Annotated in this window: 15 protein-coding genes and 1 tRNA gene; 7 read left to right on the plus strand and 9 right to left on the minus strand. The window is 65.0% G+C overall.

The window, feature by feature from the left end:
• Positions 1-8 precede the first annotated feature (8 nt).
• Positions 9-620, minus strand: coding sequence for an LON peptidase substrate-binding domain-containing protein (locus SPHV1_RS07645; protein WP_054945443.1), 612 nt, complete (start codon positions 618-620; stop codon positions 9-11).
• 6 nt (positions 621-626) lie between these two features.
• Positions 627-1,529, minus strand: coding sequence for a thioredoxin (gene trxA / locus SPHV1_RS07650; RefSeq protein WP_054945444.1), 903 nt, complete (start codon positions 1,527-1,529; stop codon positions 627-629).
• Between the two features lie 223 nt (positions 1,530-1,752).
• Between trxA and SPHV1_RS07655 the strand changes: the two genes are divergently transcribed.
• A tRNA-Gly gene (locus tag SPHV1_RS07655) sits at positions 1,753-1,827 on the plus strand.
• A 257-nt stretch (positions 1,828-2,084) separates the two neighbouring features.
• Here SPHV1_RS07655 and SPHV1_RS07660 read toward each other — a convergent pair.
• Positions 2,085-4,118, minus strand: a complete 2,034-nt coding sequence (locus SPHV1_RS07660) for a TonB-dependent receptor domain-containing protein (protein WP_054945445.1) — start codon at positions 4,116-4,118, stop codon at positions 2,085-2,087.
• 82 nt (positions 4,119-4,200) lie between these two features.
• On the opposite strand from SPHV1_RS07660, the gene SPHV1_RS07665 reads away from it, so the two are divergent.
• The 4 genes from SPHV1_RS07665 (at position 4,201) to SPHV1_RS07680 (ending at position 8,910) form a co-directional block, all read left to right on the plus strand.
• Positions 4,201-4,632, plus strand: a complete 432-nt coding sequence (locus SPHV1_RS07665; RefSeq protein WP_054945446.1) for a MerC domain-containing protein — start codon at positions 4,201-4,203, stop codon at positions 4,630-4,632.
• A gap of 65 nt (positions 4,633-4,697) precedes the next feature.
• A complete protein-coding gene (locus SPHV1_RS07670) occupies positions 4,698-5,099 on the plus strand; it encodes a hypothetical protein (RefSeq protein WP_054945447.1) in 402 nt (133 codons plus the stop codon).
• Positions 5,100-5,215: 116 nt separating this feature from the next.
• Positions 5,216-7,513 carry a TonB-dependent receptor gene (locus SPHV1_RS07675; protein WP_054945448.1) on the plus strand — a complete coding sequence of 766 codons (2,298 nt, stop codon included), beginning with the start codon at positions 5,216-5,218 and terminating at the stop codon, positions 7,511-7,513.
• Positions 7,510-8,910, plus strand: coding sequence for a PepSY domain-containing protein (locus tag SPHV1_RS07680; RefSeq protein ID WP_054945449.1), 1,401 nt, complete (start codon positions 7,510-7,512; stop codon positions 8,908-8,910). Before SPHV1_RS07675 ends, SPHV1_RS07680 begins: the two co-directional genes overlap by 4 nt.
• Positions 8,911-8,914: 4 nt before the next feature.
• Here the strand turns inward: SPHV1_RS07680 and SPHV1_RS07685 are convergent, their stop codons facing one another.
• The 6 genes from SPHV1_RS07685 to SPHV1_RS07710 all read right to left on the minus strand — a co-directional run bounded on the left by SPHV1_RS07685 (position 8,915) and on the right by SPHV1_RS07710 (position 14,730).
• Positions 8,915-9,841, minus strand: coding sequence for a formylglycine-generating enzyme family protein (locus SPHV1_RS07685; RefSeq protein WP_054945553.1), 927 nt, complete (start codon positions 9,839-9,841; stop codon positions 8,915-8,917).
• A 73-nt stretch (positions 9,842-9,914) separates the two neighbouring features.
• Positions 9,915-10,793: an acyl-CoA thioesterase II gene (locus tag SPHV1_RS07690; protein WP_054945450.1), complete on the minus strand. Its 879-nt coding sequence runs from the start codon at positions 10,791-10,793 to the stop codon at positions 9,915-9,917.
• On the minus strand, positions 10,786-11,238 hold the full coding sequence (locus tag SPHV1_RS07695) for a MerR family DNA-binding transcriptional regulator (protein WP_054945451.1): 453 nt from the start codon (positions 11,236-11,238) through the stop codon (positions 10,786-10,788). The genes SPHV1_RS07690 and SPHV1_RS07695 overlap by 8 nt, the downstream gene beginning before the upstream one ends.
• Entirely contained in the window at positions 11,235-12,941 is a 1,707-nt protein-coding gene (locus tag SPHV1_RS07700; protein ID WP_054945452.1) for a long-chain fatty acid--CoA ligase, read from the minus strand. Before SPHV1_RS07700 ends, SPHV1_RS07695 begins: the two co-directional genes overlap by 4 nt.
• Entirely contained in the window at positions 12,941-14,239 is a 1,299-nt protein-coding gene (locus SPHV1_RS07705) for an OmpP1/FadL family transporter (protein ID WP_054945453.1), read from the minus strand. The genes SPHV1_RS07700 and SPHV1_RS07705 overlap by 1 nt, the downstream gene beginning before the upstream one ends.
• A 53-nt stretch (positions 14,240-14,292) precedes the next feature.
• Positions 14,293-14,730: a DUF2147 domain-containing protein gene (locus SPHV1_RS07710; protein WP_054945454.1), complete on the minus strand. Its 438-nt coding sequence runs from the start codon at positions 14,728-14,730 to the stop codon at positions 14,293-14,295.
• A gap of 192 nt (positions 14,731-14,922) precedes the next feature.
• On the opposite strand from SPHV1_RS07710, the gene SPHV1_RS07715 reads away from it, so the two are divergent.
• The gene (locus SPHV1_RS07715) at positions 14,923-16,059 is read left to right on the plus strand and encodes a thiolase family protein (protein ID WP_054945455.1); all 1,137 of its coding nucleotides are present in this window, start codon (positions 14,923-14,925) and stop codon (positions 16,057-16,059) included.
• Complete coding sequence (locus SPHV1_RS07720) at positions 16,056-18,380, plus strand: 3-hydroxyacyl-CoA dehydrogenase/enoyl-CoA hydratase family protein (protein WP_054945456.1); 2,325 nt, start codon at positions 16,056-16,058, stop codon at positions 18,378-18,380. Before SPHV1_RS07715 ends, SPHV1_RS07720 begins: the two co-directional genes overlap by 4 nt.
• Positions 18,381-18,403: the final 23 nt, after the last annotated feature.

Consider the following 18,403-nt stretch of genomic DNA (forward strand, 5'->3'; position numbering starts at 1 on the left):
CAAGCCATTTACTGGAGGGTTACGCCTTCTTCGTCGCCTTCGCCGTGGCGACCGAAGAACTGCATGAGCTGCACGAGCAGTTCGCAGCGCGCGTTGAGCCCGTCCGCTTCCAGCAGGGCCTGCTTGGCGGCCGGGTCGAACGGGGCGATCTGTGACACGCCGTTGATCAGCGAGACGTCATCGAGCCGGGCAACCTGGTCCCAGTCCACCGCATAGCCCTGCATGTCGGCAAAGCGGCGCGCTTCGCGCTCGAAGCTGGCGCGCTCGACCGGGGCGAGGGCTTCGTCTTCGTTTTCTTCGATCAGTTCGGCCTCGACCTGCCGGAACGGGGTCGTCACATCGAGTTCCCTGACGATGCGGAAGCGCGATTCGCCTTCGAGAATGATGTTGAAGCGCCCGTCCTCGAGCGCTTCGACATCGCCGATGCGACCAAGGCAGCCGATCGAGAAAAGCTGAGCGCCTTCCTCGGGGCGCTGAGGCTGGATCATGCCGATCAGCCGGTCGCGTGCGAGCGCATCACTTATCATCGCCCGATAGCGCGGCTCAAAGATGTGCAGCGGCAGCTGCAGTCCCGGATAGAGAACCACCCCGGGCAGGGGAAAGATGGTGATGCGCGTCACGGAGCCTCAGCCGAACAGAATCGTCGAGAGCTTGCGCCGTGTTGCCGAGACCCAGGGATCTTCCAGACCGACAGCCTCGAAGATCTGGAGCAGCTTGGCGCGCGCGGCGCCTTCGTTCCATTCGCGGTCTGCCTGGATCATCGCCAGCAGCGTATCGGCGGCCGCTTCGCGCTCACCGGCGGCAAAGGCGGCATTGGCGAAAGCAAGCTGTGCGTCCATGTCGTCAGGACGTTCGGCCGCGGCGGCGCGCAAGGCAGCCAGTTCGCTGTCGTCGGGCTTGTCCTTGGCCAGCTGCAGGGCTGCGCGTGCGCGCTCCACATGCGAATCCTGCGCCAGTTCGGGGGTCAGGCTGCCCAGTACCTGCTCGGCTTCCTCAAGGCGATCCGCGGCAACGAAGCTGCGAATCAGGCCGGAAAGCGCCTCGGTGTTGTCCGGGGCCATTTCCACGATCTGCATGAAGATGCTGGCGGCGCGTTCGCCGTCACCGCCGGCAAGCGCTTCCTCGCCCATGGCAAGGAGCGGCGCGAGATCGGCTTGGGGCCCGGCGCCACCGGCTTCGACCGGAAGCTTCTCCAGCAGCTGGTCGAGCGTGGCCTTGAGCTGCGTTTCGGTGCGAGCGCCAGTCAGGTCGGCGACCGGCTGGCCGCGGAAGATGGCATAGACAGTCGGGATCGAGCGGACCTGGAACTGCGAAGCAATGAACTGCTCCTCGTCCACGTTCACTTTTGCAAGCAGCACACCCTTGTCTGCATATTCGGCAGCAACCTTTTCCAGCACGGGCGTGAGCGCCTTGCACGGGCCGCACCATTCTGCCCAGAAATCGAGAATCACCAACTGCGTCATCGAGGGTTCGACAACGGACTGGCGAAAACGGTCCACTGCCTTCTGTTCGTCGAGGTTGAGACCCATGCTGGCCAAAGTGCTTGCTCCTAAACTGTGCTGCGGTTGCATAGATCGGGACTTTGCGAGCATTTGTGAAGGGTCATTACGTCGGAAATGCCGGTTTTGCGTTGCTTCGCCATAGCCGGTGAAAAAATTTTCGATTTCCCTCTTGCCACCCCCAAAAGGCACTGCTAGTGGCGCGCCTCCACCCCGGGCCTACCGGCAAAAACGGAAGGCCTTGAACGTCAGAGCGGGCGTAGCTCAGGGGTAGAGCACAACCTTGCCAAGGTTGGGGTCGAGGGTTCGAATCCCTTCGCCCGCTCCAGTTCCTCTCCTTAAAAATCAGCGAGATAACTGCCCATTGGGGCAGGTCTGCAGTCGGTCGTGCGTCGCGCAGGACGGGTCGCGTGGCGTTGGTGTGGCACAGTCTGAACAATGGCCAAGGATGGGGTCAGTCACCAAGACGGCGACTGACCGATCCCCTTTCGCGCGTGTGGGCAAGGCATGCCGACACGGCGGGCGCGGAAGGCCGTGGGACTGGAGAGACCTGCCGCGCCCGGCGCCCGCGAGGGCGCTTTCCCGTCAGAACGTGCTTCGCACGCCGAAGGCGAAGTTGCGGCCGCGCAGCGGCGCTGCCTGCTTGATGAACGAAGCGTGGTTGAACGCCAGGGCATTGGTCAGGTTATTGCCGCGCACGAACAGTTCGGCATTGGCCTGCGGGCCGAGTGCGAACTTGTAGGCCAAAGTCGCGTTGACCATGTCGTAGCCGGGCGTGCGCGTCTCGAATGAGGCCACTTTGCCTTGCTCGAACACGCGATAGTACTCGAGATCCGCGCTGAGCGGCCCCCAGCGACCATCGGTCCGGGCACCCAGCCGCCCGGCTGGAATGCGGGGCAGGTTGCCCAGTCCGCCCTTCAGCCTAGCGCGCACATAGTCGCCGAAGATCGACAGCGCGAAATCCGGTGTGATCTGCTGGCGCACTTCGCCGTCGATCCCCGTGAAGCGGGCATCGGCGGCGGTGTAGCGAATCAGGCGGAAGTCCTCCAGGCGGTCCAGCGTGTCGGCGAAAATGTAGTCACTGAAGTCCTGGTGGTAGGCGCCGATCGTGAAGGTCGTCGCCCCGGCGGTCTTGCGCAGGGTCACGTCGATCGACTTCGCCGTTTCCGTGCCCAGGGTGGCGCTGCCCAGTTCATACGTGTTGGTTGCCAGGTGTACGCCGCGTGCGAAGAGTTCCTGCGCGTTGGGCGCCCGCTGCGAGCGGGCGAGCGAGAGTGAGAGCGAATAGTCGCTGCCGATATTCCAGATCGCCGCGCCGGAGATAGACAAGGGCTGGTGGGTGACACGACGGTTGAGCGTGGCCTCGATGCTCTGCCATTCCTGCCGCGCGGCCAGTTCGAAGCGCACCTTTCCGGCCTGCAGCGTTTCCATCAGGAACATTGCGGTGTTCTCGGTATCGCTTTGCGGCAGGAAGGCTTCCTCACCGACGGCGCTGAACTTGCTGCTGGAATGCTGGACACCGAAGATACCGCGCAGGCCGGCCAGCGGCTTGTGCGTCAGTTCGAAGCGGATGTCGTGCGCCTTATTGCGGAAGGTCGTGGAGATTTTGCCGTGCTCGAGCTCGTCATGCTCGTAGTCGGTGAAGGCCATGCGCAGACGCACTTTCTCGAAGCCCGGCAGGGGGTTGCGATATTCGCTGCGAATGTCGAAGCGCTCGCTCCTCAGCTTCACGTAAGGGACTTCATCATGCCCGTGCCCGTGATCATGATCATGATCATCGTCATGATCATCGTGGCTGCCGCAGTGCAGGCTGGTGCCGTGCGGATGGCATGATTCGTATTCGTGGCTGTGGCCGGGCAGACCGTATTCGCTGCGCTGGCGGGTGTAGGCGACGCCGAGATAGCCGTCCGGTCCGACCCAGGAGCCGCCGACACTGAATGTCGAGTTGTCGTTGTACGAACCGGCGACATGCCGGTCGCCGAACTTCTCGGGAACGCGGTAGTCGTCCGAGGTACGGCGGACGCCTTCGACATGGAATGCGAAAGGGCCGATTCCGGCAGTCAGCCCGCCAACCAGTGAGCGTTCGTCATCGGCTGTGCCGAGGCGGCCTTCGGCAACGCCCGAGAGACCTCCCTCGGGGAGCGTTGTGGGAATCTTGCTGTCGATCAGGTTGATCGCGCCGCCGATCGCGCCGCCGCCATAGAGCAGGGCGGAGGGGCCGCGCAGAACTTCGATTCCGTCCAGCAGAAGCGGTTCGGCGGTGACGGCATGGTCGGGCGAGATGGCCGATGCATCCTGAATGTTCGCACCGTCCGAGAGCGACTGGACGCGCGGGGCGGTCTGGCCGCGGATGACCGGGCGGCTGGCACCGCCGCCGAAATTGTCGAAATTGATGCCCGGCTGTCCGGCCAGCGTGTCGCCAAGCGTGGCCTGGCGGCGATGGACGAGGTCGTCGCCTCTCAGGACGATTACCGGTGTCGCGGTTTCGTTGGCCTTCTGTTCGAACGCCGTGGCCGTAACGACGATTCGCGAGCCTGCACCCGCCTCCTCGGCATGGGCGGATGGCGCTGAGATCGCGGGTAGGGAAGCTGCGGAAAGCAGCAAGGCACGAAATTTCAAGTTGGGCCCCTTTTCTGGATGAGAGGGCGTGCCTAATAAGTAATGATATAACGTCACTCAAGTAGGAATATCGTTACGTATCATGTCTGTACAAAATCGAAGTTGCGCGGCCGGTAAGCGCCGGACCGATATCGTCGAAGGTGCTGCGGTCTCTGCCTCGCTCCTGTGCCTGGTGCATTGCCTGGCGCTGCCGGTCCTGCTGCTGTTGCTGCCCGGTGCCCTTGGGCTCTTCGTGCAGTCGCCCGCGTTCCACTTCGCGGCTATGGGGATGGTCGGTCCGGTGGCATTGGCGGCCTTCTGGCTTGGCTATCGCCGTCATGGCGCTCGATGGCCGGTTCTGCTTGGCCTTGCGGGGGTAGCAAGTCTTGCCCTCGCGCTGATGCCGGGCATGGGGCATGGCGGCGAAGTCAGCCTGACCGTGACGGGAAGCCTTCTGCTGATCGTGGGGCATGCGATGAACTGGCGTTTGCGTACCGGTGCCTCCTGCCAGCGGCTCCGTCATCAAGCGCACTGAGCAACAGCACAAGACAGGCGGTTTCACTCGTGACGCTTGGCGGAATTGCCGCTAGGGGCGGGCTCGTGGGGACTATCAGGCACTTCATCCGGCGCTGGCCGGGGATCGCGGCGCTGCTGTTGGCGGTGGCGCTTTGCCTGAAGATAGTCGTGCCGGTCGGCTACATGCCCGCGCCGGTCGGAAGCGAGCTTGTCGTCGCGCTGTGCTCCGGCACTGCACCGGCCGGGACGACCGTCAAGATCCACATTCCGGGCAAGGGCTCGCAGGACGACGCGCCGAAGTCTGCCGACCACCCTTGCGCCTTTGCGCCGCTGGGGGCGGCGGCACTGGGATCGGCGCCGCCGCTGCTGGCGCTGGCCGCGCTGCTCTTCGTCTTCGTCGCCGCGATCCTGCGCCGTCCGCTCGACCTGCGCCCGATCGATGCGCAGATACGCCCGCCCAGCCAGGGGCCACCCCGCATCGCCTGATCCGTGATTCGCGCCGCAGTGGCTCCTTCGAACGGCTTGCGGCTCAGGAATAAAGATCCGCACGCCCTGCGCGCCCGGGAGGCGCCGCGACGCGTGCCGTTCAGGTGATTCTTTTCATGACAAAGACCATGCTTGCGCTTTGCGCGGCCCCGCTTGCCCTGTTTCCCCTTGCCGTTCACGCCGGGGAGGAAGCGGAGCACGGCAACACCATCCTGGTCGTCGGCCAGCACGTATCGGCCATCTCGATCGAACCGCGCGGACTTTCGGTCAGCCTTGGCGAGGAACAGTTCGCCGGGATCAACGCCCAGAACGTCGAGGACCTGATGAAATACGCGCCCGATTTCTTCGTGCGCAAACGCTTTGCCGGCGATTCAAACGGCGTGCCGGGCTTCCGGGGCACCCATTCGACCCAAAGCGCGCGTACGCTGGTGATGGTCGACGGCTTCACGGTGTCGAACTTCCTCGGCAACTCCTTTGCCTTCGCACCCAAGTGGGGCGTGGTCGGTCCGGGCGAGGTCGCGCAGTTCGACATCGTCTATGGTCCTTACTCGGCGCGCTATGCGGGCAATTCGATGGGGGGACTCGTCAGCATCACGACCCGCTCGCCAAAGCAGACGGAAGCCTTCGCCACGGTGCAGGGACTGGCCCAGGGCTATGACCAGTTCGGTACGCACGATACTTATCGGGGCTATTCGGCCGAAGCCGGCTTCGGCTTCCGTCAGGAGGACGGACCCTGGTCGGTGCGCGTGTCCGGCCGCCATTTCCGCAACGACGGCCAGCCGCAGATGTTCTACGGCCTCTCGGCATCGCGCAGTACTGAACCTGCGACCGAAGTGACCGGTGCCGTCATCGATCCGCGGCAGGGGCAGGCCTTTGCGCCGGGTTCGCCTGCAAAACCGATCTTCGCAGCGCAGAGCCCTGCGGCGATCACGCAGGATCAGGCCAAGCTGCGCGTCGGTTACGACGGCGCTTCGGGGGTGACCGGCGAATTGCTGCTCGCCTACTGGCACAACCTCGACAGCCAGACCGCACCCGACTGCTACTTGCGCGATGCCGCGGGCAACAGGGTTTGCGAAGGGGCGGTCTCGCTGGCGGGAAAGACGTATCAGGCGAGCGGGGCGAAGTGGTCGCGCAGTGTGCGCGACGAACTGCTGGCCGGGCTCAAGCTGGCCGCACCGCTTTCGGACGCGGTCACGCTGGGGGGCACTGTCTCGACCTACCAGATCCTGCGCTCGGACAGCTTCACATCCAGCGGCTATGCTACCGGCGCGGCCAATGGTCCCGGAACGCTCGCGCGGCAGGGACCGACGTACTGGTGGACCGGCGACCTTTCGCTGGACGCCGATCTTGGCATTGCGACGCTGGCCAGCGGGGCCAGCGCGAACATCTACCGCACCGATGCTACCAACCATGCGCTCACGCATTGGCGCACCGATGTGGACAGGGCGTTCTCGACCCGCACTTTCGGCACGACGCGGACGCTGGCCGGCTGGGCGGAACTGCGCGTGCCATTCGAACCGGTCACGCTGACCTTCGGGACGCGGTTCGAGGACTGGCGCGCCTATGATGGCGGACTTTCGCGGATTGGCACCGGGGCCCTTGCGGGCGAGCAGGTCACCGGGCGTTACGACAGCCGCCACGCGACAGGGCTCCAGCCCAAGGCCGCGCTGGAATGGACCATCGACCCGCAAACGACGCTGCAGCTGAGCCTGGCCAGGGCCACGCGCTTTCCCACCGTCGGCGAACTGTTCCAGGGCAGTCTCGATGGGGATGGCAGCTTCAACGAGGACAGCTTCGATCCCGGGCTGAAGCCCGAACGGTCGAGCGATGCGAATCTCCTGCTCGCGCATGATTTCGGGCGGGTGAAACTGACCGGTTCAGCCTTCTGGCAGCGGGTGAGTAACACCATCTTTGCCTTCACCGGCTTCAACCGGAACGGCGTCACCACATCGAGCTTCAAGAATATCGACGTTACCCGCCAGTACGGTTTCGAACTGATCGCCGAGGCGCACGATGTGGCGGTTGCAGGGCTCGACATCGATGCCAACCTGGCCTGGATCGATTCGATTACCGTGCGCAATGCCGCTGCCCCGGCGGCCGAGGGCGTGCAGTTCCCGCGCATCCCGCGCTGGCGGGTCAATGCGAACTTGCGCTACCGGATTGCCGAACCGGTGATGATCTCGCTTGGCATGCGCTATGCCAGCAGGCCCAACACCGACCTGCTGGGCGAGCAACGCGGCGATACCTACGGCTATACTTCCGAACTTTTCGCGCTGGACGCGAGGATAAACTGGCATGCGACCGAGCGGCTGCGGTTCAGCGCGGGGGCCGACAACATCACCAATGACCTGGCCTGGGTCTATCACCCCTATCCGCAGCGCAGCTTCCTGATCGAAGCGGGTTGGTCGCTGTGAGTGGGCCGCAGCAAAGGCGCCGCGAGCGCTGGTATCGTGCCGTGTGGCGCTGGCATTTCTACGCCGGCCTGTTCTGCGTGCCGTTTGTCGTCTGGCTTTCGGTGACTGGTGGCATCTACCTGTTCAAGCCGCAGATCGAGGCCGCACTCTATGCGCCCTATCGCCAGGTCGCGAGCAGCGATGCACCGATGCTCGCGCCCGGGGCCGTGGCTGCGAATGCGGTTGCGGCGGTGCCGGGCTCGGTCCTGCACAAGTACGTGCTGCCCGAGGCCGCTGGCGATGCGGTGCAGATCCTTGTCGGCAAGGACGCGCAGGAAACGCGGGTCTGGGTCCATCCGCAGACGGGCAGGGTACTCCACAAGGTTGCCGAGCAGGACCGGCTGATGCGCGTCGTCTTCCGCCTTCACGGCGAACTGCTGGCAGGGGATCGCGGCTCTGCGCTGGTCGAGACCGCGGCCTGCTGGACCGTGATCATGCTTTTGACCGGGCTGTTCCTGTGGTGGCCGCGACAGACCGGCGGGCGGCTGGGCGGCGTGCTGTGGCCTCGCCTGCGCAGGGGCAGGGGCGTGTTCTGGCGCGATCTCCATGCCGTGACCGGGCTGTGGATCTCGTTCGGCGCGCTGTTCCTGATCGCCTCGGGTCTGCCCTGGGCCAATGCCTGGGGAGACTATCTGCGGCAGGTCCGCTCGGTAACCGGAACGGCTGCGGGCAAGCAGGACTGGTCGGCCGGGTCTGCCGCCGATGCGCGCGAACGGGCCGCCGCCGATGCCGCCATGCGTGCGACGATGGCCGAACACGCGAGGCACCATGGCATGGCAATGGGGCAAGCCATGCCCATGCCGCGCCCTGTTCTGGATGCGGTCGTCAGGCGAGCGGGAACCTTGGACTTTGCGGCGCCTGTCGAAGTCAGTCCGCCCACTGCGCCGGGTGCGGCGTGGACGGTGCGCAGCCAGGCCGCCGACCGGCCGCAGCGCGACAGCGCCGAGATTGCGGGCAATGGCACGCTGATCGGTATCGAGCGCTTTTCCGACCGGCACTGGATCGACCGGACCGTCGGCTATGGGGTGGCGATCCACGAAGGGGCCTTTTGGGGCCTTGCCAACCAGTTGCTGAACCTGGCGGTGCTGCTGGGACTGGTCGCCCTGTCGATTTCCGGCATGGTGCTGTGGTGGCGTCGTCGGCCTGCCGACATGCTCGGCGCGCCGTCGTGGCTTGCGCCGGTCCGGCACAGCTGGGCGCTCGTCGGTCTCGTCGTGCTGCTGGCGCTGGCCATGCCACTGTTCGGCGCCTCGCTGGCGCTGGCCGTCGCCGTCGAATGGGCGCTCAAGCGGATTGCGCCGCCGCTGTCGCGCTGGATGGGTTGGCGAACCCGGGTGCGTGCTCACCCGGGACGCTGACGGATCAGGTCTTGTCGCGCACCACGCAACGGAAACCGATATGCGTCGTGGCGCTGTCGATCATTTCCGGGTGGCGCGCGGCAGGCCGGTAGCGCTGGCAGTAGTTGGCGGCGCACAGGTGCGAGCCGCCCTTGATGACCTTGCGACCGATCCTGACATTCGGCTCGCCCGGATCGAAGCTGTCCCTGAGCTTGCCGCCGCGCGGATTTTCCAGCACGCAGCAGGCACCCGGCTTCTTCTTGGTCACGGTCTGCGGCCGTTCGGACCACCAGTCGGTGGTCCATTCCCAGGTATTGCCGATCATGTCGTAGAGGCCGTAGCCGTTGGCCGGGAAGCTCTTGACCGGAGAGGTCCGCTCCCACCCGTCAAGGCACTGGTTGGCGAAGGGAAACAGGCCCTGCCAGTAATTCGCCATCATCGCCCCGTCGGGCGCCAGTTCATCGCCCCAGGCATAGTCCCTGCCTTCGAGGCCGCCGCGCGCGGCGAATTCGAACTCGGCCTCCGTCGGCAGTTCCTTGCCCGCCCACTTCGCATAAGCCTCTGCATCGGCGAAGGCGATATGCACCGCCGGGTGATCCCAGAGATCGTCGAGGTTGCTGTCGGGGCCGAGCGGGTGGCGCCAGCAGGCACCGAAGACGAACGACCACCAGTTCGCCGGGTTGCCGGTGTCGACCGGCGTCGCGGTCTTGTGGAAGACCAGCGATCCCGCCTTGTCCATGCCCGGCAACATGCCCGGATAGTCCTTCGGGTCAGGGGCGATCTCGGCCACGGTGACATAACCGGTCGCTTCGACGAAGTCGGCGAATTCGCGGTTGGTCACGGGCGTTTCGTCGATCCAGAACGGATCGACCTTCACCCGGCGCAGCGGCATTTCCTCGGGATAGAAGTTCTCCGATCCCATCGTGAAAGTTCCGCCGGGGACGTGGATCATCCCCGCAAAGACATCCTCTACCGGCTTGCTGGTCTCTTGCATCGTTCCGTGACTAGAGAGATGGGCGCAGTAATCAAGCCTTGCCCGGTGGCTCGCGCCGGCGACACAATCCCTCCTGAGCGACGCTGGCAACCATGGTTCCGGCGCGATCGTAAACGGTTCCCCGCGCGAAGCCGCGGGCGTGGCCGGACCAAGGGCTGTCCATGCAATAAAGCAGCCAGTCATCGACCGGAGGCGTGCGGTGGAACCACACTGCATGATCGAGGCTGGCGGCCTGCAACTGCGGCGAGAAGAACTTGATGTCCTGCGGCAGGACTGCCGTCGTCAGCAGGGCGAAATCGCTGGCATAGGCCAGGACGATGCGATGTACCGCGGGGTCTCCGCCGATCGGGCTGGCAAGGCGAAACCACAGGTATTGCTTCGGCAGGCCGACGCCGTCGACGACGTCGGAGCTGGGCGGCCCGGGCCGGATCTCGAACGCGGCCAGACGGTCCTGCAGGTGCTTGGGCAGGGGCGCGCCCTTCTTGCGCAGCACGTCCTGCATGTCCGGGCACCGATCCGGGGCGAGGACTTCGGGCATCGGCGCGGCATGGGAATAGCCGTCTTCGGGGCGCTGGAACGAGGCTGCAAGATTGAGGATGGGCCTGCCGCCCTGCATGGCGACGACGCGGCGATTGGCGAAAGTCCCGCCGTCGAAGTCGCGCAGGACGCGGTAGATGATCGGTCGCTGCGTGTCGCCGGGGCGCATGAAGTAGGCGTGGAGCGAATGGGCGTGATGGCCTTCGCGCAGTTCCTTCGCCGCCGCGGCCAGCGCCTGCGCAATCACCTGTCCGCCGAACACGCGACCGGGACTTTCGGGCGCTGCCGCACCGCGGAACAGGTCCGTGTCGATCTCTTCGACGAGCAGCAGTTCGCGCAGTTCCTCGACGGCAAGGGCCCGGGGATCAGTCATCGTTACCTTTCGACTTCGGCTGGGCCGTACCGTTCGCGCCATCCAGCCAGTCCTTCGACTGCTGTTCGATGAGTCGCAGTTCGGCGAGTGTCTGTTCGATCGCGCGTTTCTGGCGGCGCAGTTCGGAAATCCGTTCGCTCACCTTGACGAGCAGCTTGCGCACCTGCTCGACGTGCTCCGGATCGACGTCGTAGAGATCGAGGAACTCCTTGATCTCGCGGATGCTGAAGCCCAGTCGCTTGCCGCGCAGGATCAGTTGCATGCGCCCGATCTCGCGCTTGCCGTAGATGCGCGTCGTGCCTACGCGCTGCGGCGCGATCAGGCCCTTGTCCTCATAGAAGCGCAAGGTGCGCATCGTCACGTCGAGATGCTGTGCCGCCTCGTGAATGCCCAGCATGTCGGGAAGCTGTTCGTCCGCCCTTTCGCTTGCCCCGCTTTCGGTCATGGTGCGCGCTTCGCGGCTTCTTCGGCCACGAGTTCCTTCTTGGAAAGCTTGCCGACCAGGGTCTTGGGCAGTGAGTCCCGGAATTCGATCGCCGATGGCATTTCGATCTTGTTCAGCCGCGGCTTCAGAAATTCCAGCAATTCTTCTTCGCTCAAGATATCCCCCTCGCGTAATGCAACGAACGCCTTGGGGGCCTGTCCGCGATAGGCATCGGGAATACCGATGACGATCGCTTCCGCGACCATCGGATGCTCATAGATGGCATCCTCGATCACGCGTGGATAGACGTTGTAACCCCCACACAGGATCAGGTCCTTGATCCTGTCGACGAGGAAGAGATAGCCGTCCGCATCGAGATAGCCAATGTCTCCCGTCCGCAGGGCCCCGTAGATAAAGGTCTTTTCCGATTCCTCCGGGCGGTTCCAGTAGCCTTTCATTACCTGGGGGCCGCGCGCGCAGACTTCGCCCTTCTCGCCGGTGCCGAGCACCTTGTGGAGGTTGTCGGGATCGCGGATCTCCAGCGCCGTGCCCGGGAAGGCCGGCCCGCAGGAGTTTTCCTTGATCACGCCCTCAAGCGGATTGCAGGCGATGATCGGGGAGGCTTCGGACAGGCCGTAGCCTTCCACGACCCTGACGCCGGTGCGCTCTTCGAAGCGCTGGCGCACTTCGAGCGGGAGGGGGGCGCCGCCCGAAATGCAGACGCGCACGCTGTCGAACTCGCCGTGCAGGTTGACGTGATTGAGCGCGGTATAGAGCGTGGGCACGCCGAAGAACTGGGTCGGCCTGGTGCGCCGTGCGGTGGCGAGGAACGACTTCATCTCGAAGCGCGGCAGCAGGATCATTTCCGCCGCGGTATCGACCGAGTAGTTGAGCACCGTGGTCAGCGCGAAGACGTGGAACAGCGGCAGGACGCCCAGCGTGCGCTCCTGTTCGTCGGGCATGTGGCCGACATGGGCGATCATCTGGGCGCTGTTGGCGGCCAGGTTCGCGTGGCTGAGCATCGCGCCCTTGGGCACGCCGGTGGTGCCGCCGGTATATTGCAGGACGGCCAGGTCGCCGGGATCGCGCTTGACCGGATCGGGGGCGGCATCGCGGGCGATCAGGTCGGCAAAGCGTACGAAGCGCAGGTCGTGCGGCTCATGCGCGATGTCTTTGCGCTTGAGCAACTGAAAGGCGCGGCGCTTGAATGGGGGCAGGGCGTCGGCGAAGGGGCACACGATCACGCGTGACAGGCTGCCCTTGCCCACCAGCGGGGCGACCTTGGGCAGTGACAGGGCAAGGTCCGAGGCGATCAGGACGCTGGCGCCCGAATCCTCGATGAGGTGCTCCATCTCCCGCTCGGTGTAGAGCGGGTTGAAGTTCACGACGACCGCGCCGATGCGCAGGATCGCGAAGTAACAGATCACATAGTAGGGCGTGTTGGGCAGGCACAGGCCGACCCGCGTGCCCGGCTGGACGCCGAGATCCTGCAAGCCGCGCGCGGCCTTGCGCGCCAGATCGCCGACTTCGGCATAAGTCCATTTGCGTCCCATGAAATCTATGGCGGGCCACTCGCCATGATGCTCGACTGCATGGTCGAGCAGGTCGGTAAGCAACCGCGGAGCGATCGGCGGCATCTCTTCCGGCAGCTGGGAGGAGGAGGGGTGCGCCGGGCGAGTCTGTTGCCCCGAAGGGGCCCCGCCGATCGTCTCCGCGGCGCTCATCAGAACTTCACCCGCGCGCCGAGGGAAAAGACGAGCGCGGATGCGTCCGTGAGTGTGCCGTTCACCAGGATCGGGGTCTGTGCTGCCGTGCCTGCGTAAGCAGCGGTCGTGCGGTCGATCGTGGCATCCTTGAACGAGATGTACGAAGCGGCGGCATCGACGGTGAAAGCCTTGCTGACGGCGTAGCTGGTGCCGGCCGAGAAGTTCCAGCGGTTGCTGTCCGGCACGCGGGCGTCACGTTCGCCGTCGCGCGTGGGGGTTCCGCCGTACTGGACGCCGGCGCGCACGGTCCAGTCGGGATTGACCAGGTAGTCGACGCCCGCGGCATAGCTCCAGCTGTTCTTGTAGTCCTCGGGGATCGAGGCGTTGATCGGCGCGCCGAGATCGATGGTGTCGAACTTGCTCCAGCCGTAGCGCACGACCTGCGCGTTGAGCGTCAGCCGTTCGGTCGCCTTGTAGCGGATGCTGCCGATCGCCTGCCACGGCGTGCTGAACGTGGCGTGCGTGGCGATCTCGCCGTTCTGGCCGGCAAGCGGGCCAAGCAGGCCCTCGGTCAGGACTGTGCCCTTGAGCTTGTGCTTGATGCTCGACTTGTACGAGACGCCGAGCGAGAGCGGACCGGTGTGATACTGGGCGCCGACCGACCAGCCCATATCCCAGCCCTTGCCGGACAGGGTCTGGTGCCCGTCGGGCAGCAGGGCGGAAAGATTGGGCAGGTAATTGCCCAGGGTAGCGTCGGCATGTTCGATGTTGAGCGCGGCACCCAGGCGCAGTTCGGGCGTCACGGCAACAGCCAGCGTCGGCTGGATGTCGAAGGTGCGCAGCTTGGTCTTGTCCGCGGTGTAGCGGGCCCAGCTGTCTTCGGCGTAATCGGTCGTGAAGTTGTAGGGAGCGCTGACGGCCAGGCCGACCGCGACCTTGCCGAAACCGTAGGCGATCGCGCCGGAAGGCAGCACGCCATTTTCGATCGGGTTCTTCTCGACCGGGTCGCCGCCGACCGAGGCGGGCGCTGAGCCCGGGCGGACGATCACGGTGCCGTTGTCGGATACCTTGCCGCGGGGAAGGATGGCGCTGGCGTGCACGGCGGCCTCACCGCCTTCCATTCCGGCGATCGAGGCAGGGTTCCACCATAGCGAATCGACGCCGGTGTCCGCAGCCTCGCCCGAGAAGGCACGGCCCTGTCCGCGCACGGACTGCTCCTGAAGGTAGAATGCCTGGGCGTGGGCCGATCCTGCGACGGCCATGGCAAAGAAGGATGCCGCGCTGGAAAGGAGCACGCGGCCGGACGTCAACTTCATTCGAATCTCTCCCGAATTCAATTTCTTGTGGTGTCTGGTAACGCCCGAACGCATCAGTTGATCCGCGTCCAGGTCTGGGTCTTGCACAAGGGCCAGACGATGCAGCCCTTGAGCTTGAGGGTGTCGGCGCCGGCGGGGGTGATCGTCGCCTTGTAGGTGCCGCCGTCTTCCGGATTGTAGATCGTGCCGCCGGTCCACTTGGCCGAGTCGCGATCGAATCCGCCGAGGATCTGCAGGCCCTTGAGGCGGCGGTTGCGCTTGCCTTCGTCCTTGTTGTTTTCGTCCCGCATATCCGGATTGCTGCGGATGTTGTCGGATTCCAGAAGCTTTCCGCAGATCGAGGTTCCGCAGCGGACGATTTCGACGACGCCGTGCTTCGAAGGCGTGCGCCACATTCCAAGGACCGATTCCGGCGCAGCGGCCGATGCCGTGACCGGAGCAGCAACAATGGCGGCAACAAATGCCACTGTTGCATGTTTCGTGAGTCTCATGTGCGACCTTTCCATCTCTCTCCCCAAGGCCCGGTTTCGCGTCGCTTGCTGGCAGACGTCTCCGATCCGGGACCGGGTATGGACTCGAGATAACCGAAAATTTGCTTGACGTATAGGGAAAGAATCGCACCTTAAGGGAAGATGTTTCGAACGGTCCGGATTCTCAGGCCCGTCCGCTCATGGAGAGAATGCATGCAAAGCGTCGTGATTGCGGGTTTCGCCCGTTCCCCGTTTCACCTGGCCAACAAGGGCGCGCTTGCCCGGGTCCGGCCAGACGACCTTGCCGCCCAGGTGATTCGCGGCCTGATCGAGAAGACCGGGGTCGAACCGTCCGACGTCGAGGATCTGATCGTCGGCTGCGCTTTCCCCGAGGGCGAGCAGGGCCTGAACGTGGCGCGCCTGATCGGCCTGCTGGCCGACCTGCCGATCTCGGTGGGCGGGATGACGGTGAACCGTTTCTGCGGCTCGTCGATGAGCGCGATTCACATCGCCATGGGCCAGATTGCCGTGGGTGCGGGGGAAGTCTTCATCTGCGCCGGCGTCGAATCGATGAGCCGGGTGCCGATGATGGGCTTCAACCCGATGCCCAACCGCGCCCTTGCCGAAAAGAGCGCCGCCTACATGTCGATGGGCGAGACGGCCGAAAACGTCGCCGCGAAGTACCGGATCGGCCGTGAGGCGCAGGACGCCCTGGCCGTCGAGAGCCAGAAGCGTGCCGCCGCCGCACGCGAGGCCGGCAAGTTCACCGACGAGATCGTGCCGATTGCAACCAGGGGCGGTACCGTGAGCGAAGACGGCACGATCCGTCCCGGCACCACGGCCGAAGACCTCGCCGGTCTCAAGCCTGCCTTCGATGCCAAGGGTTCGGTTACCGCCGGTACCTCTTCGCCGCTGACCGACGGCGCCAGCGCGGTGCTGGTCTGCACCGAGGACTATGCCCGCAAGCACGGGCTGCCGATCCTTGCCCGCATCAGGTCGGTGGCGATCTCCGGCTGTGCGCCCGAAACCATGGGGCTCGGCCCGATCCTTTCCAGCAGGAAGGCGATGGAGCGCGCAGGCATTACTGCGGCAGACCTCGACGTGGTGGAGCTTAACGAGGCTTTCGCCTCGCAGGCCATTGCCTGCATGACCGACCTCGGTCTGGATGCCGCGAAGACCAACATCGACGGCGGCGCCATTGCCATCGGGCACCCGCTCGGTGCGACCGGTGCGCGCATCGTCGGCAAGGCCGCGGCACTGCTGAAGCGCGAAGGCGGCAAGTATGCGCTGGCCACCCAGTGCATCGGCGGCGGACAGGGCATCGCCACGATCCTGGAGTCGGCAGAATGAGCGATAGCATCCGGAAAGTCTGCGTGATCGGTGCCGGTACCATGGGTGCCGGGATCGCCGCCCAGGTCGCCAATGCCGGGGTACCGGTTGTCCTGCTCGACATCGTTCCCCGGGAAGGCGAGAACCGCAACGCCATTGCCGAAGGCGCGGTGGCGCGCATGCTCAAGACCGAGCCGGCGCCCTTCATGTCGCAGGCTGCGGCCAAACTGGTCGAGACCGGCAATATCGAGGACCATCTCGACAAGGTTGCCGAGTGCGACTGGGTGATCGAGGCGGTCATCGAGCGGCTCGACATCAAGCAGGGCCTCTATGCCAAGCTGGAAGCGGTCAAGCGCGAGGGCACGGCGGTGTCCTCGAACACTTCCACCATCCCGCTCGCCAATCTCGTCGAGGGGCGCTCGGATGCCTTCAAGCGCGATTTCCTGATCACGCACTTCTTCAATCCGCCGCGCTACATGCGCCTGCTGGAGATCGTTACCGGCCCTGCGACCGACGCGGCCGTGGCAGGCAAGGTCGAGCGCTTCGCCGACGTCGCTATGGGCAAGACGGTGGTTCATGCCAAGGACACGCCGGGCTTCATTGCCAACCGCATAGGCACGTACTGGATCCAGCTCGGGCTCAATGCCGCTTTCGACATGGGGTTTACCGTCGAGCAGGCCGATGCGATTGCCGGCAAGCCGATGGGCGTGCCCAAGACCGGCATTTTCGGTCTGGTCGACCTCGTGGGCATAGACCTGATGCCGCACCTGCAGGCGAGCCTGACTTCCACGCTGCCCAAGGACGATCCCTACCACGAGATCGCACGCAGCCATCCGCTTATCGAAAAGATGATTTCCGAGGGATTCACCGGCCGCAAGGGCAAGGGCGGTTTCTACCGCCTCAATAGGGACATGGGCCGCCGCAAGGAGGCTCTTGACCTTGCGACCGGTGAATACCGCGAGAAGACCAGCGCCCGCGGCCCTTCGGGTCGCGCAGCCAAGGGGGACCTGCGGGCGCTGGTCGAAACCAAGGGCGCGGTGGGCGAATATGCCTGGGCGATTCTGGGCGGGACGCTGGCCTATGCCGCCGCGCTGGTGCCGTCAGCCGCCGCCGATGTCGTGGCCGTCGATGACGCGATGAAGCTCGGCTACAACTGGAAGTCCGGCCCGTTCGAGATGATCGACAGGCTCGGCGCGCAGTACCTGGCCGGAAGGCTCGACGCCGAAGGCAAGCCGGTTCCCGAAATCCTCAAGCTGGCAGGCGAACGCACGTTCTATCGCGTCGAGGACGGCAAGCGCCAGTTCCTTGGCCTTGATGGGGACTACCACGATGTCGTGCGCCCCGAAGGGGTGCTGCGCCTGGCCGACGTCAAGCTGGCCTCCAAGCCACTGCTCAAGAACGGTTCGGCGGCCTTGTGGGATGTCGGCGAGGGCGTCGCTTGCCTTGAATTCACCGGCAAGATGAATGCGCTCGATGGCGACGTGATGAAGCTGATCATCGAGGCTATTCCGCTCGTTTCGAGCAAGTTCAGGGCGCTCGTCGTCTATAACGATGCGGACAGCTTCTCGGCTGGCGCAAACCTTGGCCTTGCCCTCTTCGCGCTCAACATCGCGGCCTATGGCGAGATCGAGAAGCTCGTGGCCGGTGGCCAGATGGCCTACAAGGGCCTCAAGTACGCGCCGTTCCCGGTGGTGGGGGCGCCTGCCGGTCTGGCCGTGGGCGGCGGGTGCGAGATCCTGCTGCACTGCGATGCGATCCAGGCCCATGCCGAGCTCTACACCGGCCTCGTCGAATGCGGCGTCGGCCTGATCCCGGGCTGGGGCGGCAATGGCGAGATGATCGATCGCGCCCGCAAGGCGCCGATGATGCCCAAGGGGCCGATGCCCGCCGTGGCCAAGGTGTTCGAGACGGTCTCGACCGCAACGGTCTCCAAGTCCGCGGCGCAGGCCAAGGAAATGCTGTTCCTGCGGCCCGACGACGGCATCACCATGAACCGCGACCGCCTGCTTCACGATGCCAAGCAGAAGGCGCTTTCGCTGGTGGAAGGCTACGCGCCCCTCGAAGCGCCCGAGTTCAGGCTGCCGGGCGAGGGCGGTCACGTCGCGCTCAACATGGCGGCGCAAGGCTTCCGCAAGCGCGGGATGGCGACCGATTACGACATGGTCGTTTCCGACGCCCTGGCCAATGTGCTGACCGGCGGCGAGGCCGACCTCGTCGATACGGTGAGCGAGCAGGAACTGCTCAAGCTGGAGCGCGAGACCTTCATGCGGCTGGTTCGCGAACCGCGCACGATTGCGCGGGTCGAACATATGCTTGAAACCGGCAAGCCGCTGCGCAACTGATGCGATGACAAGGCGCGCGCAGG

Source organism: Novosphingobium sp. KN65.2 (assembly GCF_001368935.1).
Classification (GTDB): Bacteria; Pseudomonadota; Alphaproteobacteria; order Sphingomonadales; family Sphingomonadaceae; genus Novosphingobium; species Novosphingobium mathurense.

Bases quoted from the DNA above. Each gene is read 5' to 3' on its own strand.
- trxA (WP_054945444.1), bottom strand. From the start codon at position 1,529: ATGGGTCTCAACCTCGACGAACAGAAGGCAGTGGACCGTTTTCGCCAG.
- SPHV1_RS07665 (WP_054945446.1), top strand. From the start codon at position 4,201: ATGTCTGTACAAAATCGAAGTTGCGCGGCCGGTAAGCGCCGGACCGAT.
- SPHV1_RS07675 (WP_054945448.1), top strand. From the start codon at position 5,216: ATGACAAAGACCATGCTTGCGCTTTGCGCGGCCCCGCTTGCCCTGTTT.
- SPHV1_RS07685 (WP_054945553.1), bottom strand. From the start codon at position 9,841: ATGATCCACGTCCCCGGCGGAACTTTCACGATGGGATCGGAGAACTTC.
- SPHV1_RS07690 (WP_054945450.1), bottom strand. From the start codon at position 10,793: ATGACTGATCCCCGGGCCCTTGCCGTCGAGGAACTGCGCGAACTGCTG.
- SPHV1_RS07695 (WP_054945451.1), bottom strand. From the start codon at position 11,238: ATGACCGAAAGCGGGGCAAGCGAAAGGGCGGACGAACAGCTTCCCGAC.
- SPHV1_RS07700 (WP_054945452.1), bottom strand. From the start codon at position 12,941: ATGAGCGCCGCGGAGACGATCGGCGGGGCCCCTTCGGGGCAACAGACT.
- SPHV1_RS07705 (WP_054945453.1), bottom strand. From the start codon at position 14,239: ATGAAGTTGACGTCCGGCCGCGTGCTCCTTTCCAGCGCGGCATCCTTC.
- SPHV1_RS07710 (WP_054945454.1), bottom strand. From the start codon at position 14,730: ATGAGACTCACGAAACATGCAACAGTGGCATTTGTTGCCGCCATTGTT.
- SPHV1_RS07715 (WP_054945455.1), top strand. From the start codon at position 14,923: ATGCAAAGCGTCGTGATTGCGGGTTTCGCCCGTTCCCCGTTTCACCTG.
- SPHV1_RS07720 (WP_054945456.1), top strand. From the start codon at position 16,056: ATGAGCGATAGCATCCGGAAAGTCTGCGTGATCGGTGCCGGTACCATG.